The 16,833-nt window shown below is 45.0% G+C and carries 11 protein-coding genes; 7 read left to right on the top strand and 4 right to left on the bottom strand.

The genetic code is table 11. The features are described 5' to 3' along the window. Positions 1 to 260 precede the first annotated feature (260 nt). Positions 261 to 1,043 carry a helix-turn-helix transcriptional regulator gene (locus F0229_RS08965; protein ID WP_171732674.1) on the top strand — a complete coding sequence of 261 codons (783 nt, stop codon included), beginning with the start codon at positions 261 to 263 and terminating at the stop codon, positions 1,041 to 1,043. A gap of 124 nt (positions 1,044 to 1,167) precedes the next feature. Here F0229_RS08965 and pdxH read toward each other — a convergent pair whose 3' ends face one another. Next, on the bottom strand, positions 1,168 to 1,803 hold the full coding sequence (pdxH, locus tag F0229_RS08960; RefSeq protein ID WP_061015981.1) for a pyridoxamine 5'-phosphate oxidase: 636 nt from the start codon (positions 1,801 to 1,803) through the stop codon (positions 1,168 to 1,170). A gap of 167 nt (positions 1,804 to 1,970) precedes the next feature. Here pdxH and F0229_RS08955 point away from each other — a divergent pair, with 167 nt between their 5' ends. The 6 genes from F0229_RS08955 (at position 1,971) to F0229_RS08930 (ending at position 11,569) form a co-directional block, all read left to right on the top strand. Next, positions 1,971 to 3,908 (top strand): ATP-binding protein, encoded by a 1,938-nt coding sequence (locus F0229_RS08955; protein ID WP_171732673.1) that lies wholly within the window; start codon positions 1,971 to 1,973, stop codon positions 3,906 to 3,908. 84 nt (positions 3,909 to 3,992) lie between these two features. Continuing rightward, the gene (locus F0229_RS08950) at positions 3,993 to 5,279 is read left to right on the top strand and encodes a sigma-54 dependent transcriptional regulator (protein ID WP_171732695.1); all 1,287 of its coding nucleotides are present in this window, start codon (positions 3,993 to 3,995) and stop codon (positions 5,277 to 5,279) included. A 112-nt stretch (positions 5,280 to 5,391) separates the two neighbouring features. Beyond that, positions 5,392 to 6,783, top strand: coding sequence for an HlyD family type I secretion periplasmic adaptor subunit (locus F0229_RS08945; protein ID WP_017061206.1), 1,392 nt, complete (start codon positions 5,392 to 5,394; stop codon positions 6,781 to 6,783). Between the two features lie 59 nt (positions 6,784 to 6,842). Beyond that, on the top strand, positions 6,843 to 7,520 hold the full coding sequence (locus tag F0229_RS08940; protein WP_032549014.1) for a transglutaminase-like cysteine peptidase: 678 nt from the start codon (positions 6,843 to 6,845) through the stop codon (positions 7,518 to 7,520). Positions 7,521 to 7,525: 5 nt separating this feature from the next. Further along, positions 7,526 to 9,436 carry a LapD/MoxY N-terminal periplasmic domain-containing protein gene (locus tag F0229_RS08935; protein ID WP_017061208.1) on the top strand — a complete coding sequence of 637 codons (1,911 nt, stop codon included), beginning with the start codon at positions 7,526 to 7,528 and terminating at the stop codon, positions 9,434 to 9,436. A gap of 18 nt (positions 9,437 to 9,454) precedes the next feature. Continuing rightward, positions 9,455 to 11,569, top strand: a complete 2,115-nt coding sequence (locus F0229_RS08930; protein ID WP_171732672.1) for a type I secretion system permease/ATPase — start codon at positions 9,455 to 9,457, stop codon at positions 11,567 to 11,569. Between the two features lie 118 nt (positions 11,570 to 11,687). Here the strand turns inward: F0229_RS08930 and F0229_RS08925 are convergent, their stop codons facing one another. The 3 genes from F0229_RS08925 to F0229_RS08915 all read right to left on the bottom strand — a co-directional run bounded on the left by F0229_RS08925 (position 11,688) and on the right by F0229_RS08915 (position 16,828). Further along, positions 11,688 to 13,358 carry a DUF342 domain-containing protein gene (locus tag F0229_RS08925; protein ID WP_171732671.1) on the bottom strand — a complete coding sequence of 557 codons (1,671 nt, stop codon included), beginning with the start codon at positions 13,356 to 13,358 and terminating at the stop codon, positions 11,688 to 11,690. Between the two features lie 308 nt (positions 13,359 to 13,666). Then, entirely contained in the window at positions 13,667 to 15,760 is a 2,094-nt protein-coding gene (locus tag F0229_RS08920; protein WP_171732670.1) for a GNAT family N-acetyltransferase, read from the bottom strand. Positions 15,761 to 15,853: 93 nt separating this feature from the next. Continuing rightward, positions 15,854 to 16,828 carry a ParB/RepB/Spo0J family partition protein gene (locus F0229_RS08915; RefSeq protein WP_171732669.1) on the bottom strand — a complete coding sequence of 325 codons (975 nt, stop codon included), beginning with the start codon at positions 16,826 to 16,828 and terminating at the stop codon, positions 15,854 to 15,856. Between the last annotated feature and the right edge of the window lie 5 nt (positions 16,829 to 16,833).

The raw sequence follows: 16,833 nt of genomic DNA, 5'->3' as shown, positions 1-16,833 counted from the left end.
TCGTCGATAGAGTAGTAAGTCACTCTGGGTATCTAACTGATGCCTCAGCTTAATTTACCTGACCCTCGTAAATTAAGCTGAAAATCTTCTACATGTCGACAAGGCATAACTTGTCTTTGGCCAGCCCCTCTTCAGGCTGGCTTTTTTTTGCCTATTTATCACTCTTTATGCCTACCCATCCTACGTAATTGAAGTAGTTCGTCAGCAATCCGTTTAACTGTCATTCACCCCTTATTTTTCGCACGGACTACAAACTCTAATTGCCATTGCAGCACTATAAGAAACTGATATCATTATCATACCTCAGCTTACGAGATAAAAAATTGCCCGAACCACTCAACTCCATACATCGTTCTTTATTCGAACAACTTCCAGGCTGCTGGGGCTGCAAAAATACTGACTCGGTCTTTGTGTACGCCAATCTTGCTTACAACCAGTTAATTGGCTTAAAACCCGATGAGACTTGTACTGGCTTGACCGACTTCGATATGCCCAGTCAAACTATTGAATGTGCACAGGATTTCAGAGCCCAAGACAAACATGTGATGGATACACACAGCACCCTTAAGATCCTCGATATTCACCCTTATCCAGACGGACGCTGGCATGCCCATATTTTTACCAAAACCCCTTGGCTTGATGATAATGACAATGTCCAAGGCACTATCTTCTATGGGCAAGAGCTCACTGATACTGCAATCTTAGAGGTCGGTCATTGGGTTTGTCAGGCAACAGGAGCGAAAGGTAATCAAGCATCACTTGCGGGATCAGAGCCGCGTGTGTCTAAGCTGCAAAAGCGGCTGACCTCTAGAGAATCAGAAGTGCTGTTCTTACTGCTTTACGGAAAAAAACCTCAATACATAGCGTCTACGTTAAACATTTCAATCAAAACGGTCGAAGGTCATGTCGCGAGATTGAAGCAGAAATTCGACGCTCGCAGTAAAAGCCAATTGATTGAATATGCATTGGACTCGGGGTTAGGCTCAGTGATCCCTGAAACTCTGCTCAAAAAACAGATCTCCGTTGTTCTGCACAGTGACTAGTTAAGTAATTGAAGGCCAGTTGGTTATTGGTTTGACAAGAGTGCAGACAAAAAAATGCCGTTGATTAGATAAGTATCATCAACGGCACTTTTGGATCTATTAAGCAGCTAAGCGATCAAGCAACCTAAGGCGCTAGTCGATCAATATCCCAGCTGTCGTCTTGGCGTGAGAACAAGAAACGGTCGTGCAAGCGGTGTTCGCCACCCTGCCAAAACTCAATGCTATCCACACGTACGCGAAAGCCACCCCAGAAAGAAGGCACAGGAATCTCGCCTTTGGCAAACTTCTGTTTAAGCTCTAGATACTTACCTTCTAGAATCCCACGCGCTGAGATGCGGCTACTCTGCTTACTTGCAATCGCGGCCAACTGGCTCTCTTTTGGACGTGACGAGAAATACTTCATATTTTCCATAGCTGTCAGCTTTTCAGCCGTGCCCGTAATATGAACTTGTCGCTCAAGTGGATGCCAAGGGAAGTGCAAACTGATTTTGCTGTTGTGCTGAAGCTGGTGCGCTTTACGGCTACCTAGGTTGGTGTAAAAAACGAAACCGTCTTTATCAACATTCTTCAGCAGAACAATTCGTTGGAATGGCTGACCATTTTCATCAACCGTAGCAACTGTCATGGCAGTAGGGTCCGTCAACTTCGCTTCAATGGCTTGCTCTAGCCATAGATTGAATTGCTCAATCGGGTCTGCGGCCAAGTCTTTGCGTCTCAATCCACCCTTAGCGTATTCGCGACGAATATCTGTCAGTTCCATTTGGTTGCTCCTTTCAATTTTTTTGTGATTTTGCGCTGTAATCCTTTGAAACACAAGTCTCAGTCATAGTTTTGTCTCACTGAAGATGCTCTGTGTTAACAAGATCTCGGTACTCTCTCAATCATATTGATAATCTTTACACAAACCGATGACAAGCTGAGAACCAAGTGACCAAAATACTGCCTAACCTAATGACTCCCTTTGTTTTATTCTCATTGCTATTGGGAGCTGCAGGACTGACTGCTACTCATTTTTTGGCCGGTCAATTCCAAGAAAAAATCGTCACTCAGCAACTCAATGAAGCAGCTAATAAAGCCAATCTACAAATCGATTCTGAACTGGATAAATTCAAACAGATCCCTGATTTACTCAGTCATGACCCGCGCCTACTCTCTTATTTTGACTCCTCACCAAAAGCAGACAAAATTTCCGCTGCGCAGCTCAATCAATTGCTGTTTGAGTGGTCGAATCAAAGCCAGGCCGACACCATCTATATTCATGACCCAAGCGGGACTGTGATCGCATCAAGTAATTACCAAAAGCCACGTACCTTTGTTGGTCAAAATTTCTCGTTTCGTCCCTATTTTGCTTCTGCAATTCAAGGCAATAACACGCACTATGTCGCGCTGGGTGCCCGATCTAATGTACGCGGTTACTTTTTATCGTCACCGTTGTATCTAGAAAGTGATATTGTCGGGGTGATCACCGTAAAAGTAAGCTTAGAGAACCTTGAAAACATCCTCACCAGCGATGACTTTGAGATCGTGGTACTCGACTCTAACCAAGTGGTGTTTCTATCAAGCCAAGCTCCGTGGCTTTACCATTCATTGTTGCCATTAACTCAGCAGCAACAAACAGATATCGCACTTCAACGCCAATACGGTCAGAGCAAAATTTCGATCATCGAAGCCTTTCGTTCTTCAAGCTCTCAGTCAGAAGCTAGCAACGCCAATCAACCTAATACAAATCGATCTAGCAACCTTCAATCAAACGAAATCCGAAAAGAACTCACCGCTAACCAATTATTTAAACTCGGGACTTTTAATCTTTACCCTGCAACGGTCAGCAACAACCAGTACCAAGTCGTCGCCCTAAAAGAGACCAGAGCTGAGCTTATTAAGGTCTTGCAGATCGATGTCATCTTCGTGGTGATTTACAGCTTGGTGATGCTCATCGCTTGGTCGTGGCGCCAGACTTATCTCGCGAAAGTGGCGTTGACCCGACTCAACCAAAACCTAGAGCAAACCGTTGATAAACGTACTCACTACTTGAAGCAATCCAATCAACAGCTGCAACAAACCATCTTTCAATACCAAGAGTCGCAGTTGAAGTTGAAACAGACAGAACAAGAGCTGACACAAACCGCGAAACTAGCGGTACTCGGTGAGCTGTCAGCCAGCATTAACCACGAAATCAACCAACCACTTGCAGCGCTGCGAACCTACAGTGAGAACAGCTTAAAACTACTTGAGATGGAACGAACCGATTTGGTGAAGAACAATCTTGAGAAAATGATTGGCCTCAACAACACCATTACCGACATCATCGCGCGACTCAAAGTCTTTACTCGCAAAGTCACTAAACAAGAACATCATGTGGCCAACCTACACCAAGCGGTCAACAATGCCACCAGTATTCTCAGTGCGCTGATGATCAAGCAAGGCATTACACTTAGGTTAAGCACGGTGCCCGATGACATCAACATTGCGATTCATCCAACCGAACTTGAGCAAGTACTGGTCAATCTGATTCACAACGCGATTCAAGCGCTTCAACAGCAAGTTCTTGAACAGAAAATCTTGCAGGAGCAACAAAACCTGGAAAACGTTGACCAACAGGCTAACCCACAGATAGGCATCGAATGGCAACTGCATCATAACTCTTGTCAGCTGATCATTTGGGACAACGGAATTGGCATGCAGGATGACAAACTAGAACAGCTGTTCGACCCGTTTTTTACGACTAAACCGGAAGGCTTAGGGTTAGGGCTTTCAATATCGAAACGGATTATTGAAGCGTATCACGGCACGATCAGCGTAAACCGGTTAGAGCCTTCAGGCATGTTATTCTCGCTAAACATCCCGTTATATAACGATAAAAGCTAACGCGCCGTTGTTAACATTGATTAGAAAACGAATCTCACATACTGCTAATCTCACCTACTGCTAAGGAATCGGCTTTTGCACTCTATGCCTAAACTCTATTTTGTCGACGATGAACCTGCGATTCGCGACTCAGTAGAACAAGCCATGCTCATTGAAGGCATCGATATCGTCTGCTTTCCCAACGCTATTGAGGCATTAAAGAAAATAGATACGTCGCAAGCCGGAATTGTCATCACCGATATTCACATGCCGGTGATGGATGGCATTCAATTAACGCAAAAATTACTGAGCCAAAATCCTCATTTTCAGGTCATCGTACTTACCGGGCATGGTGACGTACAAACAGCAGTATCTGCGATGAAAGCCGGCGCTTATGACTTTCTGGAAAAGCCATTTGTGGTCGATGCCCTACTCACTGCCGTTAAGAAAGCCGCGGATAAACTCGCACTGGTTGAAGAGAACAACCTATTGCGTAAAGAGTTGGCAATGCAAAATCAAGTTGGCCCAAAACTGATTGGTCAATCACCATCAATGCAGGCATTACGCCGAGAGTTGATCACCCTAGATACCAAAACCAACCCACTTTTATTATTTGTTGGTGATTTAGGAACGGGGAAAAGGGTCACAGCACAATACACCCATGATCTACACAGTCATCAAACTGCGGAGCTTTGCCCTGTCGCAGCATTTAATTTGCCTCGCAGTGACGAAGCGACATTTCATCAATTTGTTTTGCAACTGTTTTTGAAGCATCAAGGTGGAACACTCTATATCCATGAGACAGAAGCATTAACTCAGGATCAATGGCTGTGGTTAGCGAACCTAAAACCCACTCTACTTCGTGAAAACTCATGCAAGACCAATGCAACTTGTATCATTATCGCAACTACAGTAGTTCCTACTACAATTACAGGTGAACTGCGCCGATTTAATTTACTACCCTTGGCGCAAAGAACGGAAGATATTGGCTCTTTGTTCAAACACTTTGCTCGTGGTGCAGCCAGTCGCTATCAACTGCCGCCACCCGTCATTACAGAAAAAGAGATTCAACGACTCATTGCAACGCATTGGACGGAGAACATTCGTCAGCTTCGCCAACATGCTGAACTCAGAGTGCTGACTCAAATTAAGCAGCCGTCGCTCGACAGCGATACTGATGAGCAAAATGAACTCGATATGAGCATTGAAGAGCAACAACAGTCGTTGAACCAACGCACCGATAGCTTTGAACAAATTATCTTGATTGAGGCGCTACATCGCCATCAAGGTCGTTTAAAAGAGGTACAACAAGAGCTGCAGGTGTCGCGAAAAACACTGTATGACAAACTAAGAAAGCACCAACTCGATAAAACAGATTTCAAGAACCGATAAGTCTTAAAAAATATATAAATTCAAAGATTTAAAGGAGCAAAATCTTAACATTTATCAAAAGTAAGAATACACTCAATAGGCTTGCACTTTTATTTAGCGAACAAGGACTGTTATGAGTCAGAAAAATTTCAGCAAATTGAACGAGACCGAGCTTGAGTATGTCGATGATAAAACAGCGGCACTACTCCTCAATACTCCCACCAGTGCGCGAATTATGTTGTGGGTGATCGTTCTGTTTTTTATTGCTGCTATTGGGTGGTCTGCATGGGCAGAGATCGACAAAGTTACCGTTGGCCAAGGCAAAGTGATCCCCTCCTCTCAGATCCAAGTGGTACAAAACCTTGAAGGTGGCTTGGTTAAAGAAATCTTAGTTAAAGAAGGCCAACGCGTTCAAAAAGGTCAACAACTGCTGTTAATCGATGACACACGATTCCGTTCTGACTTCCGCGAACGTGAACAACAAGTCGCGAACTTGACCGCCAACGTGTTAATGCTTTCCGCTTCCCTGACCAGTGTTGTCATCAATGAAGAATTCTCTGAAAAAGAATGGAAGAAAAGTGTCACTCTCGATTATGGCAAGCTTGCGTTCCCACCTAAATTCTATGAACTTCAACCTCAACTGGTTAATCGTCAAAAAGCAGAATACCGTCAAGATCTCAATAATCTGAGAAACCAGCTTTCCGTTTTTGATCAACAAGTTGAACAGAAACAGCAAGACCTAGTTGAGATTAAAGCGCGTGTTCGAAACCTAAAACAGAGCTACCAGTTTGCTCGCCAAGAACTGGATATCACCAAACCTCTCGCCGATGAAGGGGTGGTACCACGAATTGAATTACTTAAACTGCAAAGACAAGTGAACGACACTCGCCGAGAAATGACTTCGAGCGAGCTAAAAATTCCTCTTTTACGCTCAGCAATCAAAGAATCCATGCTCAGCCGTATTGACGCCGCACTGAACTTCCGCTCCGAACAACAAGAAAAACTCAATCAAGCCCAAGACAAGCTCTCTGCAATGACCGAATCTGCCGTTGGCCTAGAAGACAGAGTAAACCGTACCGTGGTGGTTTCTCCTGTAACAGGCACCGTTAAAACATTGGGTATTAATACTGTCGGCGGGGTTATCCAACCGGGTATGGACATCGTTGAGATTGTACCAACAGAAGACTCTCTATTGGTTGAAGCGAAAATCGCCCCGCAAGATATCGCGTTCCTACGCCCAGAATTGACTGCCATCGTTAAATTCAGTGCTTATGACTTCACTAAGTACGGTGGTCTAGAAGGCGTGTTAGAGCACATCAGTGCCGATACCACTCAAGATGAAGAAGGCAATAGCTTCTATATCGTGCGCGTGCGCACCGAAAAACACAATTTTGGACAGAACGAAGAGTTGCCAATCATTCCAGGTATGACCGCCTCTGTCGATATCATCACGGGTAAAAGAACCGTGCTTGAGTACATGTTGAAGCCACTATTAAGCGCTCAAAACAATGCACTAAAAGAGTAAGGACGTTTGATGTTTGATAACGCCTTTCAATACACAGCAAATAGACAAGAGCAGAGGCTATGAAGTCTCGGATTTCGCTATTGCTGCTGGTCCTCACCTCTTTCACCTCTTTCACCTCTGTGGCGCTCAACAAGAGCGACCAACGGTGGATAGATGCAGTGACCAAAACCTACGGCGATAGAGCCGGAAAGCGAGTGGCGACATGGCGCTCAAATATGACGTCATACGACGGATTAAGTGAAAAAGAGAAGCTCAGGTCGGTAAACCAGTTCTTCAACCAGATGTACTTTGTCGATGACAACATACTATGGGGAAAGAATGATTACTGGGCAACACCACTGGAATTTTTAGGCAGCAACGCCGGTGATTGTGAAGACTTCACAATCGCAAAATACTTCTCTTTGCTTGAACTGGGCGTCCCAGATAAGAAATTACGATTAGTGTACGTAAAAGCACTGGAACTAAACCAGTTCCACATGGTGTTAGCTTACTACTCAACACCGAGTGCAGAGCCATTAATTTTGGACAACTTAAACCCTGAAATTAAACGCGGTTCCAAACGCCCAGATCTAAGACCAATTTACAGTTTTAACGGTAAAAACCTTTGGTTGATCAAGTCGGCAGCAGGCAGCGGCAAGTTGGCAGGGAAATCTTCAAGATTGAGCTTATGGAACGACTTACGTTCACGTGAGCGCTCTCTAAAATTAAACAAACCCATTATCAATTACGATGAGTAGGTACAATGACTTTATATAAACAGCTTGTGGTCGGGATGGTTGCAGTGTTCATACTGCTGATGACGTCAGTTTTTATGATCGAATTCAATACCACCCGTGGATACTTAGAGGAGCAGCAACGCTCTGAGGTAAGTAATACCATTAATACTGTTGGACTGGCTCTCGCCCCTTACCTAGAAGAAAAGGACAAGGTGGCAGTGGAGTCTGTTATCAACGCCCTGTTTGATGGCAGTTCTTACTCAGTCGTTCGATTGATCTTTCTCGATAGCGGTGAAGACATTCTCCGCTCATACCCTGTAAAGCCAACTGGCGTACCAGAGTGGTTTACCAACCTAAACCTGTTCGAGCCTGTTCATGACCGCCGCGTGATCACCAGTGGCTGGATGCAATTGGCCGAGGTCGAGATCGTAAGTCACCCAGGCCCTGCCTACGATCAACTTTGGCAAGCATTCATCCGCTTACTGAGCATATTTGGCACGATCTTCTTGCTCGGTTTGGTGTCTATCTCTTGGATCCTTAAGCGCGCTTTACGCCCGCTCTCGTTGATCATTACCAAGATGGATCAGATCGCCAAGAATCAGTTTGGCGAACCTCTGGCTCGTCCAAAGACAAAAGATCTCACCTTGGTTGTCGATGGTATCAACCACATGTCGACTCAAGTTGAACTGGCATTTAAAAACCAAGCGAAAGAAGCTCAGAAGTTACGTGAAAGAGCATATATCGACCCTGTATCTCAGCTAGGTAACCGTGCTTACTACATGTCTCAGTTAACTCAATGGTTAGAGGAGTCGAGCTTAGGTGGTTTAGCGGTACTTAAAGCGGAGTTTATCAGTGAAGAGTACGATGAAAAGGGCTATCAAGAAGGTGATGCCTTGGTTCATCAACTGGCTGAACAGCTGCAAGCTTCAATTTCATCTCCAGATATCACCATCGCTCGTATTTCTAGTGACGAGTTCGGTTTCATCATGCCAAACATTGATGAGAGCGAACTGAAACTTGTCGCGAGCAGCATCGTAAACTGTATCCAGAGCCTAGGTTCAGACCCAACAGGCACTGCGAATCCACATATTGCTCTTGGTGTGACCTACAGCAACAAGCGTAAAACCAGTACTGAAATCATGTCGCTGGTGGATAACGCACTCTCAAGTGCCAAGGCGAATCGAGAACTTGCTTACGGCTACGTAACCGCAGACGATCACGGCGCAGTGATGGGCAAACAACAATGGCGTATGTTGGTTGAAGAAGCGATCATCAACGACCTCATTACCTTCCGTTTGCAGGCTGCAAACAATGCCTTTGGTAAAACGTATCACCAAGAGGTGTTCTCTGCGATTGAAAAAGATGGCGTGCGTTACGGTGCTAACCAGTATCTATACGCGCTAGAACAGCTTGAAATGAGCCACATTCTCGACCAATACGTTATTGAGAAGATGGTTGAAAAGCTCAATGCAAAAGAAGTAACCAGCCCAGTCGCTATTAATCTCTCGCCAAGCAGTATATCTCAACCAAGCTTCATCCGTTGGATCGGTAAGACGCTTGAACAGAATGCTTCAATCGCTCACCTATTGCACTTTGAGATTCCAGAAAACTGCTTCATCAACGTTCCGCACTACACGGCACTCTTGTGTAACACCATTCGCAACGCTGAAGCGGTGTTTGGTGTCGATAACTATGGGCGTAACTTCCAATCACTGGATTACATCAACGAATACCGTCCAAGTTATGTGAAACTAGATTATCTGTTCACACATAACCTTGATGACGAAAAACAGAAGTTCACCTTAACGTCGATCTCTAGAACCGCTCACAACCTAGGCGTCACCACCATCGCGTCTCGAATAGAAACTCAGACTCAGCTAGATATTCTGTCTGATAACTACGTAGAAGTGTTCCAAGGCTTCATTGTTGATAAATAGTTGTAAGGGTTATATCACATGCAAGATCCACTATTGAACTCACTGATCTACGTTAGCCGGTATTACGGGTTAGCTAACTCGCCCGAAGCGTTGATCAATGGGCTACCACTATCAGACGGAAAGCTAACCCCTTTCCTATTCCCACGTTCTGCTGAGCGAGCAGGATTGGTGGCGAAAGAAAACCGTTCCGACTTAGAAAAGATTCCTCACCTGATTCTGCCTGCCGTTTTACTGCTTAAACAAGGTGAGGCGTGCGTTCTCAACAGTATCGATTTAGAGAAGCAAGAAGCGGAAATCATTACAGCGGAAAGCGGAATGGTGCCAATCATCATTCCTGTCGAAGAGCTGAAAGAACAATTCATCGGCCGCTACTTCTTGGTAAAGAAACAGTTCCGTTATGATGAACGTTCACCAGAAGTTCTAAAAACACGTAAAGGGCATTGGTTTTGGAGCACGATTTGGGAATCTAAAAACATCTACCGAGATGTGTTGATTGCCTCCATTCTTATCAACATCTTCGCGATTGCCGCGCCGATGTTCACTCGCTTGGTGTACGACAAAGTAGTCCCTAACCTCGCCTTTGAAACTTTGTGGGTGCTAGCGAGTGGTATCTTTGTCGTGTTCCTATTCGATTTGCTGCTCAAATTGATGCGAAGCTACTTCATTGATGTTGCCGGTAAGAAATCCGATATTCTCATTTCCTCCAAGCTGTTCAGTAAAGTACTGGGGATTCGTATGGAAGCGAAGCCTGCTTCCGTCGGTGCTTTCGCTAAAAACTTGCAAGAGTTCGAATCCATTCGTGAATTCTTTACCTCTGCAACCATTGGCTCGTTAATCGACTTACCGTTCGCACTGATGTTCTTAACGCTAATTTGGCTAATGGCTGGAAACCTTGTATTCGTTCCCGTTGCTGGCGTGGTCATTTTGATCGTCTATGCATTGCTAATCCAAGGCCCACTGCGCCGCACCATTGAAGAAGGCTCTCGTCTTGCTTCGCAGAAGTACGCAAACTTGATTGAGAGTTTGGCAGGGTTAGAGACGGTTAAGCTGTTCAGCGCGCAAAGCCAATTCCAATTCCGTTGGGAAGAAGCTGTTGCTCACATGGCGAATTGGAATATCAAAAGCCGACGCATCACTGACAGCATCCAAAACACCGCCGGCTTTGTTCAGCAAAGTACTAACGTTGGTATGATCATCTTTGGCGTGTATCTAATTGCAGAAGGTGAACTTACGATGGGTGGCTTGATCGCTGCAACCATGTTGAGCGGCCGAGCGATTGGCCCGCTTGTTCAGCTGTCTTTGCTTTCGACTCGTTACAACCAAGCAAAGTCATCAATGACTCTGATTGAGCAAGTGATGTCGATGCCTGATGAACAAGAAGAAGGTAAACGCTACATTCACCGTCCGATTATTCAGGGCCATATCGCGCTAGATAAAGTGACGTTCCACTACCCAGATTCACCAGTGGCTTCAATTAGAGACTTAACCCTCAATATTAGTCCTGGTGAGAAAGTAGCAATCATTGGTCGTATTGGTTCAGGTAAAACCACACTAGAACGTCTGATTATGGGCCTGTACAAGCCCACAGAAGGCCATGTACGTATTGATGACACGGATATGGAGCAACTGCATCATGTCGACGTACGACGCAATATAGGTTGTGTTCCGCAAGACAGTAACCTGTTCTACGGTTCAGTAAGAGACAACATTACTTTAGGTCGTCCTTTGGTGGATGACCGTGACGTGATGGATGCAGCAAACCGTGCAGGGGTAACCGCGTTTACTCAACAAGATCCTGCAGGTTTGGAACGCCAAGTGGGTGAAGGTGGTGCCTTGCTGTCTGGTGGACAACGTCAGTCAATTGCCATTGCTAGAGCCTTCCTTGGCCGTCCGCCAGTGTTGTTGATGGATGAGCCGACCAGTGCTATGGATAACCGTTCAGAGATGCACATCAAACACCAACTTAACCAATTGCTACCAAGCGAGACGTTAATTCTGATTACACACAAAACGTCGATGTTGGACATTGTCGATCGAGTGATCGTAATGGAGAAAGGCTGCATCATTGCAGATGGTCCTAAAGCACAGGTTCTTTCAGACCTTAAACAAGGCCGAGTGAGAGCCGTTAGTTAGAGCGCTCAAGCCACCTAAATAATTATCAGTAGAAACCAAAAGGGGGAGCATCAGATCCCCTTTTTTATTTGTCAGTATCGGCACCTTAACCATACATCACTTATGTTCAACACAAAGCCTACAAAGCAATATCCTCTTGCTCCATCTTAAACGAACATTGGATCTCGTATTGGTTGAATGAGAAAACACTTCCGCCGTGGGTCCGCTTGGTTGTGACTGTCTCATCACCAAATTGAATCGTCACTCGGGTATACACTTTTTCGTGTACCTCTACAGTGCATTCAGCAAGGTTGGTTGCAAACTCCGCTTCGAGTGTATCTAGCTGCGACTTTGTGTTTTCTATTGCGAGGTTATTCTTCTCACGTTGCTGCTCTATTTCTAGGGCTTGCTCTTCGCTTCTCTCTGCTTTCGGGCGCTTCTTAAATTCTAACTCTTGGCGAATCACACCCATGGTTTGCTCTTGAGTGTGTTTATAAGTTTCCTTCAGCTCGGCTATCTTTTGGCGGTAACCATCGTAGCGCGCAAAACCATGTACCTTAGTTGCGGTGTCTCCCTCAACACCTAAGAAGACACATTCTACTTTTCCGCCAACTTTGGCTTCACCACCGCTTAGCGTGCCGTGTTTTTTCAAACTGTCCATCACGATAAGGTTGTTACCACAGCGAATGTCATTACTCATACTGTGCACACCAAGTCGAAGGTCATTGGCCGTTTGTAGCTCGGCATTCTGTGCGTAGCTTGCTGTGATAGAGCCTTTACTGAATACCTTACAACTTTTTGGCTCACCCTCTTTGGTCGTGTGGCCGATAATGCCTTTCGCGACTTTGATATCCCCCTGAGCTTGCACTTCGGCCGATTCGATAAAGCCACCAACCGTAACACTTCCGGTCGCCTTGACGATCATCCCCGGCTCGATGTTGCCAGAGACAAAAACATTACCTTTAAATTTAACGTGCCCAGTTGAGACATCGACGTTGCTGACACATAAGGCGTCATCCACTTCGATGGTTCGGTCTTTAATGATGGGCAATCCAGGGTGTGAGGCGAGTAGTAAATTGGGATCTTCAGGGGAGATGTAAGTGCCCTTTCCAGGCTTGATTAAACTGTCTTGTCCAGGAAGCGGTGGGATAATTCGGCCTTGAACGGTAAAGCCAGCGATACCTTTGGTAGCGGGGGTACGTTTCATTAAGTGATCATTTTGACCAACGGTAATGGTTTGTCCCAAGTCTCGCATATCAATCTTGCCTTCGTCTTTGCTGCGAGGCTTCAAGACTTGGCGAGTAATGTCTTCAACCAAAGCGGCAAACTTAGCATCCTTACCTTTTACTGGTTGTGTCCCTTTAGCGACGGGCTGAGTAAACTTTTCCCCGGGCTTAAGTTTGCTACTCATCATCAGAACTTTTCTGAGCGCTAACTTATTTATTCCTTTTGTTATTTGGGCTTGGGCTAAACAGTGAATGATGTCGCTACCACGCAGTGGGTGTCCATTGTAGGGACCAGTGACCACGAGACTCGCCAACATCTCATCATCAGACAGTTCGACCGCAACAGTGGCATTTCGAACTTCAGCAATCAAGATTCCTTCATAAGCTTCACCCTTACCTTCTTTAGCAAGAGTAACGAAACGCAACACCTCTTCTTCGAAAAGAAAATAGTTTGATGCATTCAAAGCTTCCAAGGTTGGTGGCAGCGTCTTGCTATCAAAGCTTGCGTCAACCACAGTCCCGGTTGGCAGACATGCCATTACTTGTTGCTTGTCTTCCGACAATGTAACGATGTTATCCCACATTCGAATTGAGTATCCCTAATGACTCAGTTGTTATTCAGTCTATATAATTCATTCTGCGCTGAGTATCACATTATTAGAATAATCAGCGTCACATCACTTACTTTCGATTCTGCAAACATGACTCATAAATAAGACTTACACATTTTATGATCTGCTGTCATGGAGAGATGAAACAGAAATGATGTAACAGATAATCAGGGTAAAAACGGGTTTCAATATGGAGCTTCAGTTTACAGTGTAAATCCAATATTCTAATTTACACTGTAAATCTAATTTGTTGCGGTCAGTCTATTTAAATGATGGCTAGCCTATTTACACTGTAAATTTGCTAACAGAGCATCGACATCTTTACGAAACTGAATCTCTGCTTGTTTACGACCAACAAGATTAAACTGTTCAACACAAGTCCCCCACTCTTTCTGCTGAACAACCTTTGCGATGAGTAAGTCAGAAATACCTATGTTTCGATCGTTACTGAGTAGAATCAAGTTCAGTACGCTGAAGCTGATCGCATCATAACTGTTGCCACCGTTCACGTAATTTCTAACTAACTGAGTTTCAAACTCACTAACGGTGTGAACACTCTTTGGCAGCAGTGCTCGCACCATATCGGTTTCAAGTGAAACCAAAGAACCTGAAACAAGAAAACAGTAGCTACGCTCGAAGTGATTTTGAACTTGGTTTATCCAGCCTTGAGAGTTTGAGTTAAGCGCCTTAACCATCAGAACCGAGTGACAGCCACTGGCCTGATCTCGCTGGTGGCCGATGTGCACAGCTTCAAATTCACTACCACGCCAAAAAGAAATCAATTCGCTGGTCGCGCCAAAACTTGTCGCCAGATAATCTGCTTGGCTGGTTTGCTGTGATAACTGAGCCAACATCCAACGGCCAATACCCAAACCTTGATGACGCGCTGAAACAGCAATGCGCATCACTCGAAGGCAACGACTGCTCGCCGCATGAGTACAGCCAAGTTGGTTTGCCAGTAATACTGGAGCAAGGTGACCTTGAGGCCTGCGTTTTCCAAGTTGAATTTGAGTAATCAACTCGCTGTCCAAACCACCCTCTTCCGTCACCAACATACAACCTAAACATTCACCTTGCTGCCAAGCGGCGTATAAACGGATTGCTGGATTGTTGAGAAACTGCATTAAGTCATTAGGCGAGGTCTGATAGTGCGCATCCACAAGAAGAGAAAAACATTGTTGTAGCTGCTCAGGATTAGCCAAGCATTCTGCTTTTGATAACTCGACTAAGTTTAATTTTTTGATTGCGTCAGCAGAAAAGCCATCGAGTTCATCAACCGCCGATTCAGTGACTGATGCGTCATTACCAAGTAGAAAGCAATCAAACAACCAATCCTCTAGCGGATCGTTGCTATTCCAACGAATCGGTTGTTCGAGCTTAAAGCCTTTCCACCCCGGACGATGCTCAGAAAGCCAAGACTCAAACTTAATACCGAACCCTCGTCCACTGCCTTCGTAACCGTGTACCGTGGTCGAAAAAACCATACGGTGATAGATGTCGACCATGGATTTAAGCATCGGAATTGGAATTGTAGCCGCTTCGTCAACAAATAGAAGGTCACAATCGGGCTTGGATTTAAGTAATTCATCTGGCGCGACGAATCTCAAACTTCCCCCTTGATGGCGAATGTGAGTAGCGTTGACCACTTCGCAAGATTCTAACCCTTGGCCAGCATGAGAAAATACCGGCTCTACCGCTTTCACTGAAGGTGCAGTAACAACAATATTAAAACCGTGACGCTCAACTAACAGCTGCGCTGCGGCAATACCCAATGTCGAGCTTTTACCACGCCCTCTATCCGCAGTGAGAATCAAAGGACGTTTACGATGTCCAGACACCACTTTTTTGACTAATTCAACAGCCGTGTTTTGCTGTTCAAATTTATCCAATCCGTTTTGGGCGCTTTGCATCTGAGGAAGAGCGTGAGTTGCTTGAACTACATCGCCGGCTTCATTATGTTGTGAAACAGAAATCAGTTTATCGAAATGACGTTTTAACCAACGTTGGCCAAAGCTTTCACTATCTTCAGAGGCATTAACTTTTTGCGGCAACACCAACAACAACCCACCACCAACTAACGAACCCAACGCGGCACTAAAACCATTCGCATCGAACTGCTCTCTAAAATCACAAACAAGAACTTGGCACTCACGACCAAGCAGTTGTTGGCCTTTTTTTACTGGAGCATGAATCACACCTTCAAATGGCGTACCGCCAACCTGGAAGATGCTCGGAGTGTTTGAATCTTGAAGGAAGGTAATAACAGCAGAGTTTTGCCAATAAAAATCGCCATCAAAGACCACGCCGTAACGGTGATCGTTATGCTGAGCAATATTAGAAAGTGTATGCAGAAAAGTGTTGGTTGGGTTTGTCATAGTTACCGTCCAGATTCATCTAAACACAGTTTATCACAGCCAAATAAAAAGCCGCATTAAGCGGCTTTAGAGGAGTAATGAAAAGTCGTCGACTTAGTCGAGCTTCGATTGAACGAAGGCGAGGATTTCTTCCATTGTTGCATCATCAACTTTCTTAACGTTCAACGCCAAGTTTGAACCCTTGCGGCTGTATGATACGCGGCCCTTAATAAGCTCAACTTTTGGAGAAGCTTTCTTCGCTGGCGCTGGCGCCAATTCAAGAATCCAACCTTCCAAAGTTTCTGTCACGTCTTTGGTTAGACGAGTTACGCCTTGAGCTTCGCTACGCTGCCATACAAAACCTTCAGAAGCATCACACTTAGTAAGCAGTGTTTGCTGCTGTTCACTCGTCAATCCACCAAACTGCTTGTGCAGTTTAACAATAGTTGGACGACCAAGGTCGCTCACATTTGGGTAAGCTTGTAGCAATTCAAGTGGCAAAGCGGCTGCTTTCAATGCACCACTCACCAAAGCTTCACTGCACTGGAACATTTTTGCCAGTGCTTTCTGGTCTTCAGCTTCGCCTTTATCTAGCTTCGCTTGCATCTCTTTGCCCTTCTCGTAAAGAGAAAGCGGTTTATGAGCGTTAGCTACGTCTGATAGGAACTTAGCGTGTTCGCCGTTAATGTTTTCAGCAACATAGATTAGGAACTCTTTGTCAGCCAAAATACATGACATACGACGACGGCTACCATCAAGAACTTCAATCTTACCGTCTTTGTTCTTACGACCGACCGCAGGGTATTGCTGACCACGTTCTTTCAATGTTGTAAGAACATCAGAAAGCGCGTGCTCATTTAAGAAAGATTGCTCACGAGCGTTCTCTTCAAAAACAACCGTTCGAGTAGCCACTTCAGCCGCAGGAATTCGAACCAATTCAAATGAAACCAAATCTTCGCCAGCAACAGAAAGCTCAATCACTTGAGCCTGCTCTTTTGCCGCTGTTTGCGCTTCTTGTGGTGTTGCTACGCGACGTTTGTTTGCTTTACCAAATAGCTTTGCATTTAAGTCAGATGTTTTAATTGCCATTGTTG

The sequence above is a fragment of the Vibrio sp. AIC-3 genome (assembly GCF_013114515.1).
Classification (GTDB): domain Bacteria; phylum Pseudomonadota; class Gammaproteobacteria; order Enterobacterales; family Vibrionaceae; genus Vibrio; species Vibrio crassostreae_C.
Note: the sequence above shows the minus strand (reverse complement) of the source record. Positions and strands in the feature narration are given on the sequence as shown.